Origin of the sequence: Algisphaera agarilytica, assembly GCF_014207595.1 — a bacterium.
Classification (GTDB): Bacteria; Planctomycetota; Phycisphaerae; order Phycisphaerales; family Phycisphaeraceae; genus Algisphaera; species Algisphaera agarilytica.
This window is the reverse complement of record NZ_JACHGY010000001.1, coordinates 2,022,228-2,040,603: the sequence shown is the minus strand read 5'-3', so window position 1 is coordinate 2,040,603 and position 18,376 is coordinate 2,022,228. Positions and strand designations below refer to the sequence as shown.

Here is an 18,376-nt window from a genome sequence, read left to right as displayed (position 1 = left end):
TGCACCGCTCCGACGGGGGTTGTCCTGGGCCATCCCCGCCGTCTATGCCGCAGCCTGTGTCTTACAACATTGAAATCGACCCGGAAGGATTTGAACCTCCGTCCTGCCGGTTATCAGCCGGCCGCTCTTCCACTGAGCTACGAGTCGTGTGCAACCACTCGTCCCGGCCCCCGGCGCACGATTACGCCGGGGGCGGACGGTGATTGCTTCATCAATCTGCTCTTCACTTTTCAAAGATCCGTGGCACGAACCGTTCGTGCCTGCTTGCCGTGCAAGACACGACAGGCATCAACCGCTGGTCCAGGACTCGAACCTGGGGCTCCCGCTTTTCAGACGGGCGCTTTGCCGGCTAAGCGAACCAGCGTTTCCCTCTTCAGCTACACAAGCTTGGATGCGTGTCGTATGAAACTTCACGCCTTCGCTTGCGCAACTGCCGGGGGTGAATCGCCGCGGTCGGATTCGAACCGACACGTGTCTCTTTGTAAGAGAGGTGCTCTAGCCATTGAGCTACGCGGCACAACAGACGCACCGATCGCGCTGGCGGCACAGGACCGCCTTCCCCGCGAACATGGGTACGTCAAAGTTCAGGTTGTAATGGCGGCGGCGGGACTCGAACCCGCGGTCTCCAGATCATGACTCTGGCGAGGACTCCGCTCCTCTGCGCCGCAAACTTGTAATCACGATGGCTGGACTCGAACCAGCATCCTTTCCCTTATGAGGGGCCTGCTCCGCCGTTGAGCTACATCGTGGGCGTGGGTATTCAAACCATCTGATTGCATCCTCGGAAAATCGAAACAGACAAACTGAAACTGCAGAATTCACCTGCAAAACAAGCAAATACGACGACGCCTAAGACCGGCGCGGGTGTTCACGGATGTGTGGGGTCGAGGGGTGCGGCTCAGGCGAGGCGTAGGCAATCGGCGCAATTCGCCATAAAGCCTGGCCGCTGTATACCGCGTTCTGAGCCTTGCGTATCCGTGACGACGCATCGGTCGGCGGGGGGATACGCAATACTCTCGGCGGCCTGTGCCACGGTCTCTGGATGAGACGCAAGATCGAGTCTCCCGAAACCGAGCCACCGGGACACCACTTGCGTGGGTTCGGCAGATTTCAAATTGTGTTGCTCGGTGTTCATGGAAGTCACTCGCCTCGACAAAGAGGAAGGGTTACGCGAGAAACATATCGACAGCTTGCATGGGATGCAACAGTTTTTATCGATAAAACCCGAAGTTTTTTAATTCGGCGTTTCTAAGTCTTGCGTTTTGAGATTCTGGAAGAAAAATTCTTCGACGAAACTTGCCTGATCCGTAGTACGTCGGACACCTAACGCGTTACTGAGTGATCACCCAGAGTTGTAGAAGCCTGAAACGGTCGGGCCGATCGCTTTGCCCAACCAGAAGCATCGATTGCTGCGTGGCGTCGGCCCAAAGCGGTACCCATCGGCCCGGCAATAGATTCATACGAGGACGCTCTTGCTCGGGTTCTTGTTCTGCTGACGGCTCACCCGTCGCGCCCAAGGGTTGGGGCGCGGCGGTCAGCTCCAGCTGCTGGTCGTTGGCGACCAGGAACCACTGCTCGTTCCACCACGTGCCCGCCCGGTCGCCGGGGTTCAGGGCCAGCGCATCGCCGGTGTCCATATCGATCCAGATCATCTGATCCGAGCCGACCGCGTAGTAGGTGAAATAACGCCCGTCGGCAGAAACGGGGCTCGGCACGCCGGCGTGGAGGTGGATCGCATCGAAGACCGACTCGGGAAGTTGCAGCGGCGCGATCGGCTCGGCCTGCGGGCTGCCGACGGTCCAACGCATCAGGCCGCCGCCGTTGTCGTCGAGCTCCACAAAGATCAAGGTCTCTCGGTCGAGCCAGTGGGGCATCAGCTGTGCGCCGCCCAGCGTGGGTTGCGGGCCGGGCGTGGTTTCGCCGGAGTCACGGTCGATGATGAAGAGCAGTGCCTGGTCCGCGATCTGGCCGTAGCCCGACACCGCGACACGCTGGTTGTCGGGGGACACCGCGGGCGTCAGCATCTTGCGTAGCCCCACCGCAAGCCGGTCGGTCTGCCCGGTGGCGACCTCGTGCAACCCGAGGGCGCAGCCGGTGCGCGGGTCGTGGCTGATGAAGACCAACGTGCTCGCATCACTTGACCACGCCGGCCAAGCCGCGTGGGCGACCGCAACATTCTGTGCGAGACCTTCCTCCTCGACACCCCGCACCCACAGCGATACCCCGCCTAATCCACGACCGCTCACCAACGCGTCAGGCAAGACCCGCGGCGATTCTGAGTCAGCATCAAGAAACGCGATCCATCGGCCGTCCGGCGAAACCCGCGGCAGTTGCAAGCCCATGTTCGGGATACCCGGCCGATCGCTCGCCACCGCCGTGACGCCGCCGGTCCACCGCCGAGCCTTCCGCTCGGGGGCGATGGCGTTGAGCCCCTCACTTTCTGCGGCTTCCAACCGCTGGGCGTTGGCCCGTTCCCACTCGGGCGGCGAGGCACAACCTCCCCACGCACCCAAGCCTGCGCCTAAGCATGCGATGGCCAACGACCGCAACAGCTTGGTTTTCATCACGCGAAGCATATCCACAGAGTTTACTCGGACTCTTCCGCGGCCTCGGCAGCTTCTGCTTCTTCCGCCGCCTCGATCGCGGCATCCGAAGCGATGCCCCGTTGCTCGGGCGTGGTGAAGCGGTCGTCTTCCTGCTCTTTATTGTTGACATCCTTGGGCACCGCCATCGCGCCGCGCACCCGTTCGAGCCATTCGCGGTTGGATTGGGTCTTTTCGTCAGCGGCGCGGCCGTCCTTCACGATGTGCGGCGTGATAAACGCGATCACTTCGCGGTTACGGACGCCGGTGTCGGTGCTGCGGAACAAACCGCCGACGAGCGGGATGTCGCCGAACAGCGGGAACTTGCGGACCTCGGCGAAGTCTTCCTGTTCGATGATGCCGCTGATGACGATGGTCTGGCCGTCTTTGAGTGTGACGTGGGTCGTCGTCGTTCGGCGGTCGAAGATGAAGTTGCCGAAGACGGTGGTGCCGTTGACGATGCGCGAGAGTTCGAGGTTGACGCGGAGGTCGATCTCGCCGTCCTGTGTGATGTGGGGGCGGGCGTGGAGGCGGGTGCCGACAGCTTCGTAGTCGAAGGTCCGGGTGATGTCGCCGTCGTTGCCGCTGCCGGTGAGGTCGCTCACGACCACGGGCACGTCCTGGCCGTCGAAGAAGTGGGCTTCCTGGTTGTCGGCGGTCATCAGTCGTGGCTCATTGATCACGCTCAGGTTCAGGTTGTTCACCAGGAGCTGAATCAGGAAGTTGAGGTTCACGTCGGCGTTGAGGATGCCGTCGCCGCTGAAGATGCCCTGGGAGTAGTCCGCGTTGATCCCGCCGCCGAAGGCTTGATCAGCCAGACGCGAGTCGTTGAAGATCCCGGGGTCCGAAGCGAAGCGGACGCCGAGCGTCGATTCGTCGTCGTGCTGGACCTCGGTGATGATCGCATGGATCACGACTTGGGACCCCGGCTTGTCGAGCTCGGCCACCAGGTCACGCAGCGGCGCGACATGGGCACGGGGCGCCATCACCATGATCGCGTTACGGCGATTAACCGGCACGATGCGGGGCTTGCCGATCAGGTTGCTGGTGGGCTGCTCGTTGATATTGGGGCGAGACTGGCTCCACCAGAAATTCATCTGCGAGGGGTCGTTCTCTCCGCCGCCCTGGTTGTTGCGGTTCTGGTTGTTATTGTTCTGGTTGTTGTTGCCGTTGTTGCCGCGGTCGCTGGCGGTCGAGGTCTGCCGGATCGAATCGCTCAAACCACGCTCGGTGCGGGTAATCGCGGCGGGGGTGCCGGGCTCGGAGAACATAGCGTTGAGCTGCTCGGCAACGTCCTCGGCGTTGGCGTGTTTCAACTCGATGATGATGGGCACGCCCGCGTCCTGTGGCTGGTCGATCTCTTTGAGCAGTTCGTCGATCACCACGTAGTTGGCGGGGTTCTTGGTCGACACGATCAACTTGTTGGAGTCCTGCATCGCGTTGAAGCTGAACTCACCAAACAGCCGGCCCACCGGGTTGCTCGTCTCGGTGGTGCGCGTACCGCTGAACCAGCTGAACGAACTGGTGGAACTCGACTTGGTGAACATCTCCTCCAGCAGTTCCTGCACTTGGACCGGGTCGCTGTACTGAAGGTCGTAGACCTTGGGTTTCACGTCGTCCAGGTCGACCGGCAGGTCCCATTGCTCCTTGATGATCTCTTCGATACGACGCATCCGGACCGGGTCGGTCATGATCGTCACCGTATTGCGCTGGGTGTCGGCGGTCACGGTCAGGTCTTTTTGCTGCGGCCGACTGTTGCCGAAGTAGTAGGTGTAGCGGCTGCCGCTGCTCTGCTCGTTATTGAAGAGCTCTTCGATCTTCGCCTTCACGTTCTCGGCCGAGTCGTGCTTGATCGCGATTTCCTTGATCAGCTGGAACTGCGACGACTCGATATCGAGCTGGTCGAGCAGCGAGCGGACCAGCGAACGGCCGCGCTGAGAGCCGTAGACCAAGATCTGCCGCGACTTGACGAACGGGATCACCCGCACGCTTGCGCGGATGTCGGCGTCCGGCATCGCGTTGATCGCCTCATTGATCTGGCCCGCGAGCTCATCGACGTCGGCGTGTTCGATGTCGAAGAGCTGATAGGGCTCGTTGCGCTCCTTGGGCTTGTCGAGTTCGATGATCCATTTCTCGATCTGGTCCATCACCGCCGGGGGCGCGGCGGCGATGATCCAGTTGCGCGAGAGGTCGGCCTGGAGCATGATCGGGGCTTCGTTACGCTCGACAAAAAGCGTGTTCGACCCGGCGTCGTTGTTGCTACGGTTTCCTCCGCCCCGGTTACGGCCGCCGCGGTTGCGGTTGTTGTTGCCCTGCGGGGAAGGCGTGGTGAAGACGGCCAGGCTCTCATCGCCAAGCGTGCCGGCGAGGATGGTGCGGACCATGGTGGCGATCTCGCTGGCGTCGCCGTTCTTCACCGTGAAGATTTTTTCGATCGTGTCGTTGGCCCGGGGGACATCGAGGCTGGCGACCAGACGCTCGATGTGGATCAGGTCGCCCGCCGCGGCGGTGACGACCAGGCGGTCCAGATTCGGGTCGGCGACCAGGAAGGCGTATTCGGGCAGCATCGGCACCACGAGGTCCTTGAGCCGAGTCACGTCGTAATGCTCGATCCGGAAAATCTTGTCGACGATGGTCGACTGGTCATCCAGCTCCGTCACCGACTGCTCGGCGGGAACAACCGGGCGGTTGATCCGGCGTATCTGGGCGATGGGCAGAAGCTCGATCTGCCGAGGCCCCTCGACCACGATGACGCCGCGCTGGCGGAGCGCATTCCCGATGAGCTCGAACGCTTCATTGAGCGGGATCTCCTTGTTGGACATGATGGTCAACCGGTTGTTGGCGACGCTCTGGTCCACCAACACGGGCTTATCGAGTTCCCGGCCATAGAAGCCAGCGATCTGGGACAGCTCGGTGTCGCGGAAGGAAACCGAAACCGTCTTAGGCTTGGGCTCTTCTTCTTCGGCTTCTTCCGAATCCCCTTCGGCTTCATCGCCCGGTTCTGCGACCGCGTTCTCCACTTCGCCGCCGTCCTCAGCAACCGGTTCGGCTTGCTCGACCGCTTCAGCTTCGACCACCTCAACCGCTTCAACGGCGTCCTGTGCAACGGCGGCAGGATTCATCAACGAGAGGCACAGCAGATAGGCGCCGATCACGAGCACGGCCCTGACGGACCGGGCAGACCAGACGTAAAGAGTGGACAAAAGATGGTGTGGCATGGTTCGAGCCTTCTGCGGAAGAGATACTGCGGGGATGGGTCGGGGCATGGTGCTCAGTTTCAAAAAAGGATTGGCCGTTTGGAATTTCTGTTTTGCGGGGTCGGGGTCGATGAGGTCAGCGTTCTCGTGGGCGGCCGCTGCGATCGCCCCGGCTACCACGCTCACCCCGTTCGCCGCGGTCGCGTTGGCGCCATGAACGATCGGGGCGGCCGCTGTTGTTGCCATTCATCTGGCCCTGAGCTTGGTTACCCGAAGAAGCAGACGAGTCCGCGGCTTCGCCGTCCCAACGCATAAGCTCGGGGCCGCGTTCGACGCCGCGGAAAATATCGATGGTGATGGTCTGCTCTTCGTGGAGCAGCTCGACCCAATTCGTTCCGATGGCGACGACGGTCGCGCCCATGGCGTTTTCGCCCAAGCCGAATGATTGCCCGCCGGGGTAGAGCACGCGGTCGCCGAGCACGCCCTGCACGTTGCGGAAGCCCTGGGGGGGCGGGGGCATGAACAGAAAACGGTCACGGATGCGTTGGGTCGCCTGGCCCGCGGGGTCGCTCGGCGTTGCCTGGGCTTGTCCGCCGCCGTGCCAGCCTCGGCCGTGACCGCCGCGTTGCGCTTGGGCGTTGTTGGGCTGCTCGATAGCGGGACGGACGCGCAGCTTCTTGGCGATGTCGTCCACGCGTTCGTCGGCGGCGTGGGTATCGGTCAGGGTGAGTAACGCGCTGGCCCCGATGATGGCCGCCACGCCCAGCGTGACGAGCCAGAGTGTGCGCGGGCCTTGTTGTGACCAGTACTGCTGGATCATGACCGCTTGCCCCCTTTCAGTGTGGGAGTGGAGACCACGAGCGTCGCCTCCCACTGCTGACGTTGACCGCGTTGCGGCATGCTGAGGTTGACCGACTCCACCACCACCGGCATGTCTGCCCGGGTGAGCTCCGCCAACATGCCCGGGATCGCGTGGGGCTCGCACATAATCTGAACCCGCAGCGACAGCAGCTCGATGTCGGGAAAGTCGCGCATTCGCCGTGTGCCCTGGACCTCGACCTGCTTGGCCTGAGCGCCACCCCGGCCGACCGCTTGCTGAACGCTGCGGGGGAAAGCCACCTGGGCTTCGTCGGGGGTGGGAAGCGATCGATTGACGCCCGGGCCGTAACGCTGCTCGAGGCGCTCGCGGATGTTGCTGCGTTTCTCCAGCTTGTCTTCGTACTGCGCTAACATCCCCGACTGCGACGCGACGGTACTGCGTGCCTCTTGCCACTGGCCAACGACCGGCGACAACCCGAACCGATACAGCACCGCGATCCCGATCAGGACCGCGCCCCAGATCAACGCTCGTCGATCTCGTTCGCTCAAGCGCCACCCCCCTTCTGGTTTGCCTTGCCGCCCTTGGACTCGGCCGAAGCCTCGGCGGAGTCTTTGGGTTTGTGCCGGGGCGGCGCGAACGGGGCGGCATACTGTTCGGCAGGTACTGCGACCAGCGTGTATTCGACCTTGTCGCGGTCCTTCGCCGCCTGGCTGCGGATGCGCACCGACGACAACGTCTTCATCTCCGAGAGTTTCGCGGCCAACTGGTTGACCTGATCCGACGAACGCCCCGTCGCCTGCACGGTGAACAGCCCGTTGCGCTCGTAACGCATCTCGTCGATCATGAACCCCTCGGTCTGATGGCTGAACTCGTCTAGGATCGCCAGGAAGCTCGGGCCCGTGGTTTCCAGGAAGCGGGCCACGCTCAGGTCCGTGTTGAGTTCTTTCAATTTGCTGGCATCAAGCTCCGCCTCGTCCACCGCCCGCGTGATCCGCTCGGCCCGCTTGAAATCGGACACCACCAGCAGCGTCACCGCCGCCAGCAACGCGACGATCGCCACCGCCCAGCGGCGGGGTGTGGGACGGTCGCCGGCATGGGTATCGCCCCGGCCCTGATCCTCGGCGAGATTAATCGCCTGCTCGGGGTGCAACGCCGCGATCGCCGTGCCCACCGCAACGAGGCGATCGAACGTCGCTTCGCCGAGGCCTTGAAGGTCCAACAACCCGTCCACCCGGCGGTAGGTCACCTCGATCTTCGACTCGAACACCGAAACGACCTCCGAAGAAACCACGCCGGGGCCGATCAGCGTGAACGTACTCGTCGCTGCGGACGATTCTCCCGAATCGTTATCGAAAGAGCGGGCGATCAGTTCAGCGACCTGTTCCACAGAGCTGTCGCGTTCGAGCTCCGCCGTGTCGAGCCCGATGAGATGACCATCCCGGTAGCGGATCAGGTGGACATGTCGGGCGTTCCACGCGACCACCGAAAGCGATTGCCGGTCACGGTCACCCGCAGCACTGGAGAACAACTCATGCAAAGCCAGCTCTGGCGTGGTGATCAGGCCAAGGTCTGGCTCGTCATCCGAATGGTCGTGAGCTTCCAAACGACGCCGGGCCACGGTGTACACCAGCGCGGGCTCTGCCTCGGCGGTGCGCTGCCAGCCCCAGCGCACGTGGTCGGCCTGCCCGGGGATCATGACCTCAAGTTGGGACGCGATGAGTTTTTCGGTCGTCGCGTCGTCGGCCGGCGGGAGGTCCAACCGATGCAACACGCCCAACACACCCTCTAGGGCTACGCCTTGGCGGAGCAACTTATCGTCGGCATCCACGTCGGTGCCGCAAGCGATGACCTGCAGGTGTTCGTCTTCCCGCTTCACGTGGGCGGCGGTCGATCCCGCAGGGGTTCGATAGACACCGAGGCCAGCGAGAGATTTAGGGGGTCGTCGGAATTTCAAGGTTGACGCCAATCAAGAATCACGGGTTGGTTCCCGCCGCGGTCGACAATGACCGCGACGGTGTGCGAGGTGCCCGAAGGGGCGCGCCCCTCGCTGACGATGCGGAAAACGTTGGATCGCACGGTGACGAAATCGGCAACGCGTTCGAACTGCCGCCGCCGAAGCACGTTGTTGCGGTAGAGCTGGCCGATGCCGGTGAGCGTCCCCTGGGCGGTGCGGAAATCAACAATCGCCTCGGCCATGCTCGGGTTCATGCCCGGGATGGTCTCGAGCACCTCACGCGACGCGGTGTTTACGTTGATCTTGCCTGGCAGGCGCTCGTCTTCTTCGAGCGTGAGGTACTCCCAGTTGTCGGCCAACCATTCGATGGTGACCTCGTCGATCTGCCGCTCGTCTTCGATGCTGCCTTCCCCGCGCGTCCCCACGATGTCGAACAAGCTGTCGGCGTTGCGTGCGCTGTCCACGACCTCTTGGGCGAGTTCACGGGTGAAGTTCAGCTCTTCGATCAGTTCCGCGGGGTTGGTGTTTTTCAGGTCGATCCGCGGCGTGCCCAGCGGGTTGACGTTGAGCTCGTAGGAATAGGCGGACGTATAGCCCGCCAGGCCGAGCTCGAGTTGACGGTCAGGTGTGTCCTCCGGCCAGGACTGGTCGGCGTCGTTCTCGGCGCGGTCGAGCACGCCGTCGAGGTCGCCGTCTTCGCCGAAGAAGTGCTCGGGATCGATGCCTTTGACCAGCAGCATTTCGCGGTGCGTGCGGAAGGCGCCGTTGCGGATGAGGTACGGGAAATCGAGCTGGCTGTAGTACCCGCGTTCCGCTCCGCCGGGGCGCGCGGCCTCGTTGTTGTCGAGCCAGTCGAGGATAGCGTCGGCCTGGGCGAACTCGATCTCGGGCAGGCGGCGGAGCTGCCGGGGACGCTCGGCGTTGATTGAAACGCGAGACGACTCGTCGTCCAGGCCAAAGCGTGGGGCCGCGGCGTCCTCGGTGTTCTCGAAGGCGGGCCCGGTCACGGTGAACGAGAAGCCGGCGGCCAGCGAAACGCTGTCGAACAAGCCCGGGTCGTCGTACCACACGTCGATCTGCCCGTCGTACGCGATCGCGTCATCCGCCAACACCGCAAGCGCCTGCTCGACCCCGGCCCGGGCCATCCACTCCGCCTGCACCCGCTCGACCTCGCCATAACCCAGCGACGCCGAGACGCGTGCGGAGCGCGACAAGCCCAGCACCAGCAGGCCGACGATCATTAGCAGCCACAGAACCAACACGAGGATCGCACCCGGCCGGACTTGAACATGCGCTGGGGTTCGCTTCATCGGAACCCTCCGTTCCCATTGCCCGAACCCGAGCCGCCGCCGTTTGCCCCGCCGCCCTGCCCGGGCTGCGGCATCATCGGGAAATAGATCAGCCGGCGGTACGGCCGCATCGTGCCCGCCTCGTCGTTGAGCGTGACCCCCACCGTCACCCGAAGCGCCATCGGCGAGCTGCCGAGGAATTCTGGCCAGTCCGGAAGCCACTGCTGGCCGTCGAAGTACTCGAAGTCCAGTCCGCCGATGCCGCGGGCAACCAGTTCGATCACGCCGCCCTCGTCCGGCTCTTCGTTTCGCGTCGGGTCGGTGCGTCGCAGCAGTGCCGGGTAGGGTTCGCCGTCCTGCGGCTCCAGGTAAAACTCGATCTCGTGCACGTCCGACTCCGGCTCGCCCGGCCGGATCACGCGGTTGCTCACCGCAAAGAACCGGATGCTGTCGGCGGGTCGGCCGTCAACCTCGTCGTCGATGCCGACAAAGACCCGGTCGTCGTCCCCCGTGTTGCGGAACTGCTGGGTCAGGGCGGTGGCGATCGTGCGGATCGCTGCGTCGGCCTCGGCGTGGTGCCGGGCGAGTTGGTCTACCTTGCCCCGGGCCTGGCTGACCTGATACGTCAGCGTCGCGCCCGCCGCGAGCACGATGCCCACCAGACTCGCCGCAACCAGCAGCTCGATGAGCGTGAAACCAGACGATCGATGAAAAGCGGGAGAACGCATCAGAGGTCCTCCCATCGGGCGACCACAAGACGTCGGCCCACCGGGTCGTGGATCTGTGTGTGTCCCTCGACGCGGGCTGGCCGGCCGTCGGCACCGGTGTAGCTGATCACGACCGAGACGAGATAGAGGTCGGGGTACAACGCGTCGTTGTCGAGCGAGAGCGACCAGTTGAAACGGTCGTCGAGGGCGCCCTGCACCGGGCCTTCCGAGGCGAGCCGGGCCGGGCCGATCATGTCGATGCGGTTGAAGACGGTGTCGAGCCACTCGGCGGCCTTGCGGTGGTCCTGAGCTCGCAACGCGGCGCGGCTGCTCTGGGCCGTGGTCCCCGCAAGCGCGGCGGCGAAGAGCGCCAGGATCACCCCGGCGATCAGGCTCTCGACGATGGTGAAACCGCGGCTGCGGGATGTCGCGTGCTTACGCATCGAGGTCCTCCCGCAGGCTGGGCATGGTTTCGACGCGTTCGGGGACCGATTCGATACGCCCGGTCATCGGCTCAATGATGATGGACCGCACCGACTGCTCGTCGCCGATGTGGATCACCGCCCCGTCCGCCGAGCCGTCGGCGTAGAAGCTCAGCGCAATCTCGCCGGTGAACACTTCAAACTCACCGACGTCGCGCAGCACATCCAGCAGCTTCACGCCTTCGGGCAACACCACGGGCTTCACCGCCCCGCCCTCGACACGGCTGTAGGTCTCCGGCTCGTCGAGGTCGGTCGTGGCGAGTTCGAGGTGGTAGCTCGATCGGCCGTCGTGCTCGGGGTCTTCGGGCAACATCACCAGCCGGAGCGTGCGCTGCTTCACCACCGCCATGCGCTGCACATACCGCGCGGTGTCGTAGAGCCGCTGGGTCTCCGAACGCAGCGTCGCCTTGTCACGCGAGCCCATGAGCGACGGCAGCATCATCGCGGAGAGGACCGCGATGATCGCCACAGCGACCATGATCTCGATGAGGGTGAAGGCTCGGCGATGCATAGAAATCGTCACACCAGAAAACCCGCCCACCGGCGACACGCCGGGGCGGAAAGAAAAACGTTGGCCCGATTAATAGTTCGTAATATCCGCGTTCTCGCCCTCGCCGCCCTCTTGGCCGTCGGCCCCGGTGCTGAGCAGGTCGAACGTCCAGTTGTTGCCGGGGTAGCGGTAGAGGAACGGGTTGCCCCACGGGTCGATGAGGTCTTTCTGCTTGATCGACGGCGGCGAAGCACCCTCGACATCCGCGGGTGGGCTGGCGAGTTCCTCCAGGGTGTCGGGGAAGCGGCCGTAGTCCTGCTGGAAGAGTTGGATGGCGGTTTCAAGCGAGCCGACCTGCTGCTTGGCGACCGAGCGCTTGGCCTTGCCCGCGCGGTCGAAGAGGTTAGGCACGATGAGCGCGGCGATGACGCCGATGACGATCACCACCACCATGATTTCGATAAGGGTGAAGCCGGAAGTTCGAGAAATACGTTTCATGGATTGCACTTTCAAAGACTCCAAACACCACGGCGTGAGGCCGTGCAAAAAAGGTACAAATGAATCAAGGCGCCTCGCCCAGGTCCATGCCCATGATGGGCAGCAGGGCCGCGGCAAGGATGAAGGCAACAAACACCGCCAACACCAGGATGAACAACACCGGCACGATGGTCATGACGCGCTGCAAAGCCGCGTTGGTTTCTTTGTCGTACGTGTCGGCTGTGTCCATCAACAACTCATCGAGCCGGCCGGTGCGTTCGCCCATCGCGATGACTTGAATCAGCAGCGAGGGGAACTGTCCGGTGTCGCGCAGCTCGTCGGCGATCGACGAGCCGCGCACGATGCCGTCGGCGGCGGTGTCGATATCGCGGGCCAGGGCTTCGTTCCCCAACGTGTCGCGGACGATCCGCATCGATTCGACGATCGGGATGTTCGCCGCCGCGAGGGTGCCCAGCGTCCGGGCGAACCGCGACACGGAAACCCGCCGGATCGCGGTCCCGATGAACGGCAGCTTGAGCTTGAAACGGTCCATCGCCAAAACACCGTCCGGCGTCCGGCTCCAACGCCACCACAAGCCCAGCGCCACGGCCATGATCACCATCGCGCCGATCCCCATCGGCGAACGGACCCAATCGGTCATACCCATCAGGATCACCGTCGGCAGCGGCAGGTCGCTCCCGGATTCACCCACCACCGTCATGATCCGCGGCAGGATGAACAGCATGATCACCAGGATGGAGATAAACCCGAGCCCCAAGACCATCAGCGGATAGATCGCCGCCGACCGCAGCTTCTCACGCAACTCGAGGTCGCGCTCAGCGAACGCGGTGAGCGAAGTCATCACGGTGTCCAACGCCCCGGCTGCTTCGCCGGCTCGGGTCATGCTCACCTGCATCGTCGAAAACGCTTCGGGGTGACTCGCCTCGGCATCGGACAACGAATCGCCCGACGTGACCCGCTCGATCAGGTCCGCCACCAAAGCTTTCACCGCCGGGCTGTCGGCCTGGTCGGCAACGACTTCGAGCGCGTTGACCAGCGTCAGCCCCGCGGACAACCCAACGGAAAGTTGACGCAGCAACGTGAGACGTTGGCGAGGCGACACTTTACGGGCATTCCAACGGATGGAAGCGCCTTGGTCCTCGGCGGAATCACGCGAAGCAGGCGAAGCACCGCGGCGTTTGGCCCGTCCAGCGCTTTCCTCCATGTCGGTGACAAACGTGTCGCGCTCGCCCAAGAGCGCAACGGCGGCCGCGCGGTCGGCGGCGGAGACCACTCCGGCGACCGACTTGCCCGTGCGATCCAACGCTTTGTATGCGAAATCCGGCAACCCTAAACCACTTTCCCCGTGCGACGGGTTAAACATCCTGGGTGACACGTAACACTTCCGCCAACGTCGTCTGGCCCGCCGCGGCCTTGCGGTAGCCGTCTTCCCACATCGGGACGTGACGCTCGCCCAGCACCTGAATCAACTTCGACGTCGTCGCCCGGCCCGCGATCGCGTCGCGCAACTCGTCGTCCACCGTGACCACCTCAAAGATGCCCATCCGCCCCGCGAAGCCCGTGTTGCGACATTCCCGGCAGCCCGCGCCTTCGTAGAACGTCGCGTGCTCTTCCAGGCGGTGGCCGAGGCGACGCACGATGGTTTCGCTGGGTTGGGCTGGTTGTTTGCAGTGCTGACAGACCCGGCGGACCAGGCGCTGCGCCATCACGCCGCGCAGCGACGAGGCGATCAGGAAAGGCTCGATGCCCATGTCCATGAGGCGAGCGACGGCACCCACCGCGTCGTTGGTGTGGAGCGTGGAGAAAACCAGGTGGCCGGTGAGGGCCGAGCGGATGGCGATGTCGGCGGTCTCGGCGTCGCGGATCTCGCCGACCATGATGACGTCGGGGTCTTGCCGAAGGATCGCTCGCAGGCCGTCGGCAAACGTCAGCCCGCGTTTCGGATTGACCGGGATCTGATTAACGCCGTCGAGGCGGTACTCGACCGGGTCTTCGATGGTCAGGATTTTCAACTCGGGTCGGAAGAGGTGCGTCAGCGCCGCGTAGAGCGTGGTCGATTTACCGCTGCCGGTCGGACCGGTGACTAGGACGATGCCGTGGGGCGATTCGAGTTCTTTCTTGAAGTCGGACAGCTGCGGCTCGGGCATGCCCAGGTTGTCCAGGCCGATGAGCGCGGTCGCGCGGTCGAGGATCCGTAGCACGACCGACTCGCCGTAGACCGTCGGCACGGTGGCGACACGAAGATCGACCGGGCCGCGCGCGGTGGGCAGATCGATGTGGCCGTCCTGCGGGACGAAGCGCTCGGCGATATTCATCCCGCCCATGATCTTGATGCGGGAGGTGATCGCGGGCTGCAGGTGTTTGGGCGGCGGGCTCATCTCGTGGAGCATGCCGTCGATGCGGTACTTGACCTTGAGCGTCTTCTCGAAGGGCTCGATGTGGATGTCGCTGGCGCGAGCTTCCACAGCCTCGTGGATCATGAGGTTCACCAGGTTGACCACGGTGGGCTCGCGGGCCAGGGCCTGGAGGTGCGACGCGAGGTCGACGGGCGATTCGTCTTCGAGGTCGATCTCACTGGCGGCTTCGGACTCGCCGTTGAGGTCGGCGATCATCCGGCTGACGTTCGAGCCGTAGTGCTTGCCGATCGCGTCCCCCACCGCGTCGGCCGGGGCAAACAGGCGCTCGACCGCTCCGCCGGTGAACATCTTGACGACATCGCAGGCGGTGCCGTCGAACGGGTCGGCCATCGCCACGTGCAAACGCCCGTCGGTGAACCCCAACGGCAACACGCGGTGCTTCAACGCCACCTCGGCGGGCAACAACTCCAACGCCTCGGCCTCGGGCACCGCCTCGGCCAGGTCGATCGGCGCGATGCCCTGTTGCCGACAGAGCGCCGAGCACACCGCCTCGGCCGTGGCCTGCCCCGATGCGATCAACAGTTCGCCCAGTCGCCCGCCGGAGCGCGTCTGGGCCTCGAGTGCGGCGTCGAGTTGTTGGGGGGTGATCACTCCGGCTTCGATCAGCAATTCCCCCAGCTTGTGCGCCAGGGGACCGGATCGCCGGGGCTCGGAGAGAGAGTGAAGCAAAATGACCACGCTTGTATGTGAGAAGACACTGCTTGAAAACGAAAAGTCAGCCAACAAAGGGTAACGGATTCATTGCCCCCGGATAAGACGTTTGTAAGCAAAAAAAGTTTCACCCCCGGGAATCTCAGATTTGCGAATCCCGAAGAAAATGGGCGAGATGATCAAATCCGGGGCAGCCCGGGCTCACGGGTCACCGGCAGTCGGCACAGCGCCCGTACAAAATCACTTCGTGTCCCGTTAATTCGCAGCCCTCGGGAACCATCGGCCGCAGCTTCGAGGGCGGGGTGGGGCAGCCGTCGATCTCAAACACCGCGTTACATTCCGTACATTCGAAGTGGTGGTGGTGTTTCTTGCCCGCGGGCTCGTAGCGGGTCGGCCCGTTGGGCAGCTCGACCGGCGTCAGCCAACCTTCCTCGGCCCCCACCTTGACCGCGCGGTAGACCGTCGCGATCCCCAGCCCGGGCAGATCGGCCTGGGCCAGGTCGAGGATCTCCTGCGGAGTCAGCGGCCGGTCGGCGGCTTCGATGGCTTCACGGACAGCAGCGCGTTGGTTGGTTTGACGAGGAGGCATGTCGTATCACGCTAGACGTATTCAAGCCCACGATCAACCCCCCTGGGTTTCATCGCTTTCTTCATTTTCTCCGCTTTCTTCACCCTCACCCGCCTCGGGCTTCTGCTTGGTCTCGACGGGCAACACCTCCAGATGGATGAGCACCGCCATGAGCAGCGCCGTCTGCTGGTTGTCCCAATTGCTGCCCGACCAGTTATACAACGCCGGGGTTTGGCGGTTGTCGCCCCTGTAGAGCTGGCTCCCGCCGATGGTGTAGAGCACCTTGCGTCGGTCGTCCGGGCCGAAGATCTTGCCGTTGCTCACGGTGAAGATCCGGTTGTTGTCCGCGTCCACCACCGCGTTCTCCCGGATACGCACCACAAAATCGCCGCTCCGCTCGCGCCCCTTGCGGACCAGGCCGCTGCGGAAGTTGTAGAGAATCGCGTCCTCCGCTTTGCGTTCCCCTTTGTAGATCAGGCCCTTGTCGATGAAGATCACGACGGGCGAACGCTTGCTGTTGCCCTCTCGGATCTTGAGGTTGCCGTCTGCCGGGAGGAAGTCTTTGGCTAGCGCGACGCCGGGCAGCAGCATAGCCGCCAGAACGAGCACAGCCAGGGAAGCGGATCGGGACGCCGAAAAACGGGGGACGCGGTGAAACATGCGGAAACTCCTTTCACCTATCGTAAACGAGCCGACCGCTTTGGTGAATACCGCCCCGGGATTGGCGGGCTCGCGGTCGGCTGGGGAGGCGCATAAAAAAAGCGCCGAGGGCAGCGAGCCCTCGGCACTCTGATGGAAATCAACGCTTGCGTCGACGCAGGGCCACCCCTCCGAGGCCCGCGACGATCAACAAGCTGTTGGGTTCGGGAACGATCATCAGCCCCTGGCTGAGTGCGGCCGAGGCCCCGAAATTGTCCTGCCAGACGGTGTAGTCCGCCGCATCGACCACGCCGTTGCCGTTGCCGTCGGCGTCGAGCAGAGTGGTCGACCCGAAGCTGTCCTGCCAGACGGTGTAGTCGGCGGCGTCGACGACGCCGTTGCCGTTGTAGTCGCCCAGCAGGACGTCTCCCCCGATCAACTCACTGGTGAGCCAGTCGACCGCGGCGGCCTCGGCGAGCGGGTCGGCGTCGTTGTTGAACACGATGTAGATCGGCTCGGCATTCTCGGGGTCGGTCAGCGGGTCGTGGCTGTCACCGCCGATGGAGAACTCGAAGCTCACCAGATACAAGCCCTCGGGCGGGGCACCGCCGCCGACGTTGATCGATTGGTAGCCGTCACCCGTGACGCCCCAGGCCAGGTGCTTGTGCACGACGCCCAGCGAATTCGAGGTCTGGATGAACACGTAGGGCAGCGTGGTATCCGAGCCGTCGGCGATTTCTTCCCGGTTGCCGTTGTTGAAACGGGCGAACTCCACGCCGCTGGGCGGGGCACCGAAATCGACATCGTCGAGATAGTTCCCGTTCGAGCCGTCGTCCAGCCCATCCCAGTACCACAGGTTCCGGCTGGACGCACCCGTGGGGAGCGTGAACGGCACGGTGCGGTAGTACAGGTCTTCGTTGGCGGGCAGGCTGAAGTCCGGCGTCGAGTTGAAACCCGGGTCGTCGCCCGCGCGGAGGTTGGTGAAACCGTCCAGGTCCAATTCACGAGAGAAAACGCGCGTGTCCGGGCTCTCGACGCCGCCGTCGGGAGTGCCGCCGGCATCGAAGTCCGACCCGCCGGTGGCGAGCTTGCCGTCTTGCTCGTAGATGAGGATGTCAACGTGAGGCACTTGGGCCGACGCTGCGGTGGTCACACCGAGCAACACGAGGGCGGGCCAGGAAAACAAACGGTTCATCACATCACTCCGGGGCGAAGTTCCAGGTAAAGCCTCCGGCCACGTTTCCGCGGCCGGAGGCGGGTTATTCAAAGCTCAAGCCTCAGGCGCGACGGCGACGGCCGAGTGCCACCAGGCCGCCACCCAGAACCAGCGCCAGCGAGGCGGGCTCGGGTACCGCGGCGGTGAGGTCGCCTGCGCTGACAAAGTCCGCAGCCACTTCGTGCAGTTCTTCGTCGAGGCCGTAGTTCAGCACGAAAAAGAGCGGGTCCGAAGTCGGGCCGCCGGAGCCGGCTTCGAGCTCCAGGCTGATGAGGTAGATACCGGCTTGAGCGGTGGCATCGGGCTCATCGATGAAGACGTCGAAGTGGCCGTGACCAACACCGTTGGAGTCGCTGGTCCAGATGGTGAAGCCGGTGGTGCCGGGCAGGGTGCTGTCGCCGTTGAGATCGACCGAGATCAACTCGTTGGTCAGGATGACGGTGTCGGGCGTCGCGACGAAGTTGCCGCCCAGCGTGCCGTCCCAGTACGCGGCGTCGAGGTTGAGGCCGGGCAGCAGGAGGGAATTGAAGTTCAGCGCGGTGTTGGCCGGGAAGGCGAAATCGATGGTGCCATCGGAAACGATGGTGCTCGATCCATCGGTCGCGAAACCGGGCTCGTCGCCGCCGGGCATGCCTTCGGCTTCGTAGTTGGCTCCCAGCTCGCCCTCATAGACGGTGAACGGCCCCGCCTCAGCGGTGCCTTCGGCAAAAACGTAGCCGCCGGTGAGCAGCACGCCGTTGTCCACGTAGGGCATGATGTCCGAGTGCGCTTCTTCTTCGGCGTTCGCGCTGCCCGCGAACAGCCCCGCCGTGGCCAGTCCGGCCGTCAATGACACGATGAGTTGTTTTTTACTGAACATGCTTCCA

16 protein-coding genes and 5 tRNA genes are annotated in these 18,376 nt (G+C 63.8%); all 21 read right to left on the bottom strand.

What is annotated here, in order from left to right:
* Positions 1-75: 75 nt before the first annotated feature.
* The 21 genes from HNQ40_RS08585 to HNQ40_RS08485 all read right to left on the bottom strand — a co-directional run bounded on the left by HNQ40_RS08585 (position 76) and on the right by HNQ40_RS08485 (position 18,369).
* A tRNA-Ile gene (locus HNQ40_RS08585) sits at positions 76-147 on the bottom strand.
* A 145-nt stretch (positions 148-292) separates the two neighbouring features.
* Positions 293-364, bottom strand: a tRNA-Phe gene (locus HNQ40_RS08580).
* A gap of 80 nt (positions 365-444) precedes the next feature.
* Positions 445-517: transfer RNA gene (locus tag HNQ40_RS08575), tRNA-Val, on the bottom strand.
* Between the two features lie 78 nt (positions 518-595).
* A tRNA-Met gene (locus tag HNQ40_RS08570) sits at positions 596-668 on the bottom strand.
* A gap of 9 nt (positions 669-677) precedes the next feature.
* Positions 678-749: transfer RNA gene (locus HNQ40_RS08565), tRNA-Ile, on the bottom strand.
* A gap of 582 nt (positions 750-1,331) precedes the next feature.
* Positions 1,332-2,564: a PD40 domain-containing protein gene (locus HNQ40_RS08560; protein ID WP_184677459.1), complete on the bottom strand. Its 1,233-nt coding sequence runs from the start codon at positions 2,562-2,564 to the stop codon at positions 1,332-1,334.
* A 23-nt stretch (positions 2,565-2,587) separates the two neighbouring features.
* On the bottom strand, positions 2,588-5,800 hold the full coding sequence (locus HNQ40_RS08555; protein ID WP_184677458.1) for a secretin N-terminal domain-containing protein: 3,213 nt from the start codon (positions 5,798-5,800) through the stop codon (positions 2,588-2,590).
* A gap of 115 nt (positions 5,801-5,915) precedes the next feature.
* Positions 5,916-6,599: a hypothetical protein gene (locus tag HNQ40_RS08550; protein ID WP_184677457.1), complete on the bottom strand. Its 684-nt coding sequence runs from the start codon at positions 6,597-6,599 to the stop codon at positions 5,916-5,918.
* Entirely contained in the window at positions 6,596-7,147 is a 552-nt protein-coding gene (gene gspM, locus HNQ40_RS08545; RefSeq protein ID WP_184677456.1) for a type II secretion system protein GspM, read from the bottom strand. Before gspM ends, HNQ40_RS08550 begins: the two co-directional genes overlap by 4 nt.
* Positions 7,144-8,553 carry a hypothetical protein gene (locus tag HNQ40_RS08540; protein ID WP_221435434.1) on the bottom strand — a complete coding sequence of 470 codons (1,410 nt, stop codon included), beginning with the start codon at positions 8,551-8,553 and terminating at the stop codon, positions 7,144-7,146. The genes gspM and HNQ40_RS08540 overlap by 4 nt, the downstream gene beginning before the upstream one ends.
* The gene (locus HNQ40_RS08535) at positions 8,550-9,863 is read right to left on the bottom strand and encodes a type II secretion system minor pseudopilin (RefSeq protein ID WP_184677454.1); all 1,314 of its coding nucleotides are present in this window, start codon (positions 9,861-9,863) and stop codon (positions 8,550-8,552) included. The genes HNQ40_RS08540 and HNQ40_RS08535 overlap by 4 nt, the downstream gene beginning before the upstream one ends.
* Positions 9,860-10,570, bottom strand: a complete 711-nt coding sequence (locus tag HNQ40_RS08530; RefSeq protein ID WP_184677453.1) for a prepilin-type N-terminal cleavage/methylation domain-containing protein — start codon at positions 10,568-10,570, stop codon at positions 9,860-9,862. Before HNQ40_RS08530 ends, HNQ40_RS08535 begins: the two co-directional genes overlap by 4 nt.
* Positions 10,570-10,992, bottom strand: a complete 423-nt coding sequence (locus HNQ40_RS08525) for a prepilin-type N-terminal cleavage/methylation domain-containing protein (protein WP_184677452.1) — start codon at positions 10,990-10,992, stop codon at positions 10,570-10,572. The genes HNQ40_RS08530 and HNQ40_RS08525 overlap by 1 nt, the downstream gene beginning before the upstream one ends.
* Complete coding sequence (locus HNQ40_RS08520; protein WP_184677451.1) at positions 10,985-11,542, bottom strand: pilus assembly FimT family protein; 558 nt, start codon at positions 11,540-11,542, stop codon at positions 10,985-10,987. The genes HNQ40_RS08525 and HNQ40_RS08520 overlap by 8 nt, the downstream gene beginning before the upstream one ends.
* Before the next feature lie 69 nt (positions 11,543-11,611).
* Entirely contained in the window at positions 11,612-12,019 is a 408-nt protein-coding gene (gspG, locus tag HNQ40_RS08515) for a type II secretion system major pseudopilin GspG (RefSeq protein WP_184677450.1), read from the bottom strand.
* Between the two features lie 64 nt (positions 12,020-12,083).
* A complete protein-coding gene (locus HNQ40_RS08510; protein ID WP_184677449.1) occupies positions 12,084-13,346 on the bottom strand; it encodes a type II secretion system F family protein in 1,263 nt (420 codons plus the stop codon).
* Positions 13,347-13,374: 28 nt separating this feature from the next.
* A complete protein-coding gene (locus HNQ40_RS08505; RefSeq protein WP_246402818.1) occupies positions 13,375-15,045 on the bottom strand; it encodes a GspE/PulE family protein in 1,671 nt (556 codons plus the stop codon).
* Between the two features lie 250 nt (positions 15,046-15,295).
* Positions 15,296-15,676: a Fur family transcriptional regulator gene (locus HNQ40_RS08500; RefSeq protein WP_184677448.1), complete on the bottom strand. Its 381-nt coding sequence runs from the start codon at positions 15,674-15,676 to the stop codon at positions 15,296-15,298.
* A 33-nt stretch (positions 15,677-15,709) separates the two neighbouring features.
* Entirely contained in the window at positions 15,710-16,315 is a 606-nt protein-coding gene (locus tag HNQ40_RS08495; RefSeq protein WP_184677447.1) for a hypothetical protein, read from the bottom strand.
* A 139-nt stretch (positions 16,316-16,454) separates the two neighbouring features.
* Positions 16,455-17,489 (bottom strand): PEP-CTERM sorting domain-containing protein, encoded by a 1,035-nt coding sequence (locus tag HNQ40_RS08490; RefSeq protein WP_184677446.1) that lies wholly within the window; start codon positions 17,487-17,489, stop codon positions 16,455-16,457.
* An 82-nt stretch (positions 17,490-17,571) separates the two neighbouring features.
* Positions 17,572-18,369 (bottom strand): PEP-CTERM sorting domain-containing protein, encoded by a 798-nt coding sequence (locus HNQ40_RS08485; RefSeq protein ID WP_184677445.1) that lies wholly within the window; start codon positions 18,367-18,369, stop codon positions 17,572-17,574.
* Between the last annotated feature and the right edge of the window lie 7 nt (positions 18,370-18,376).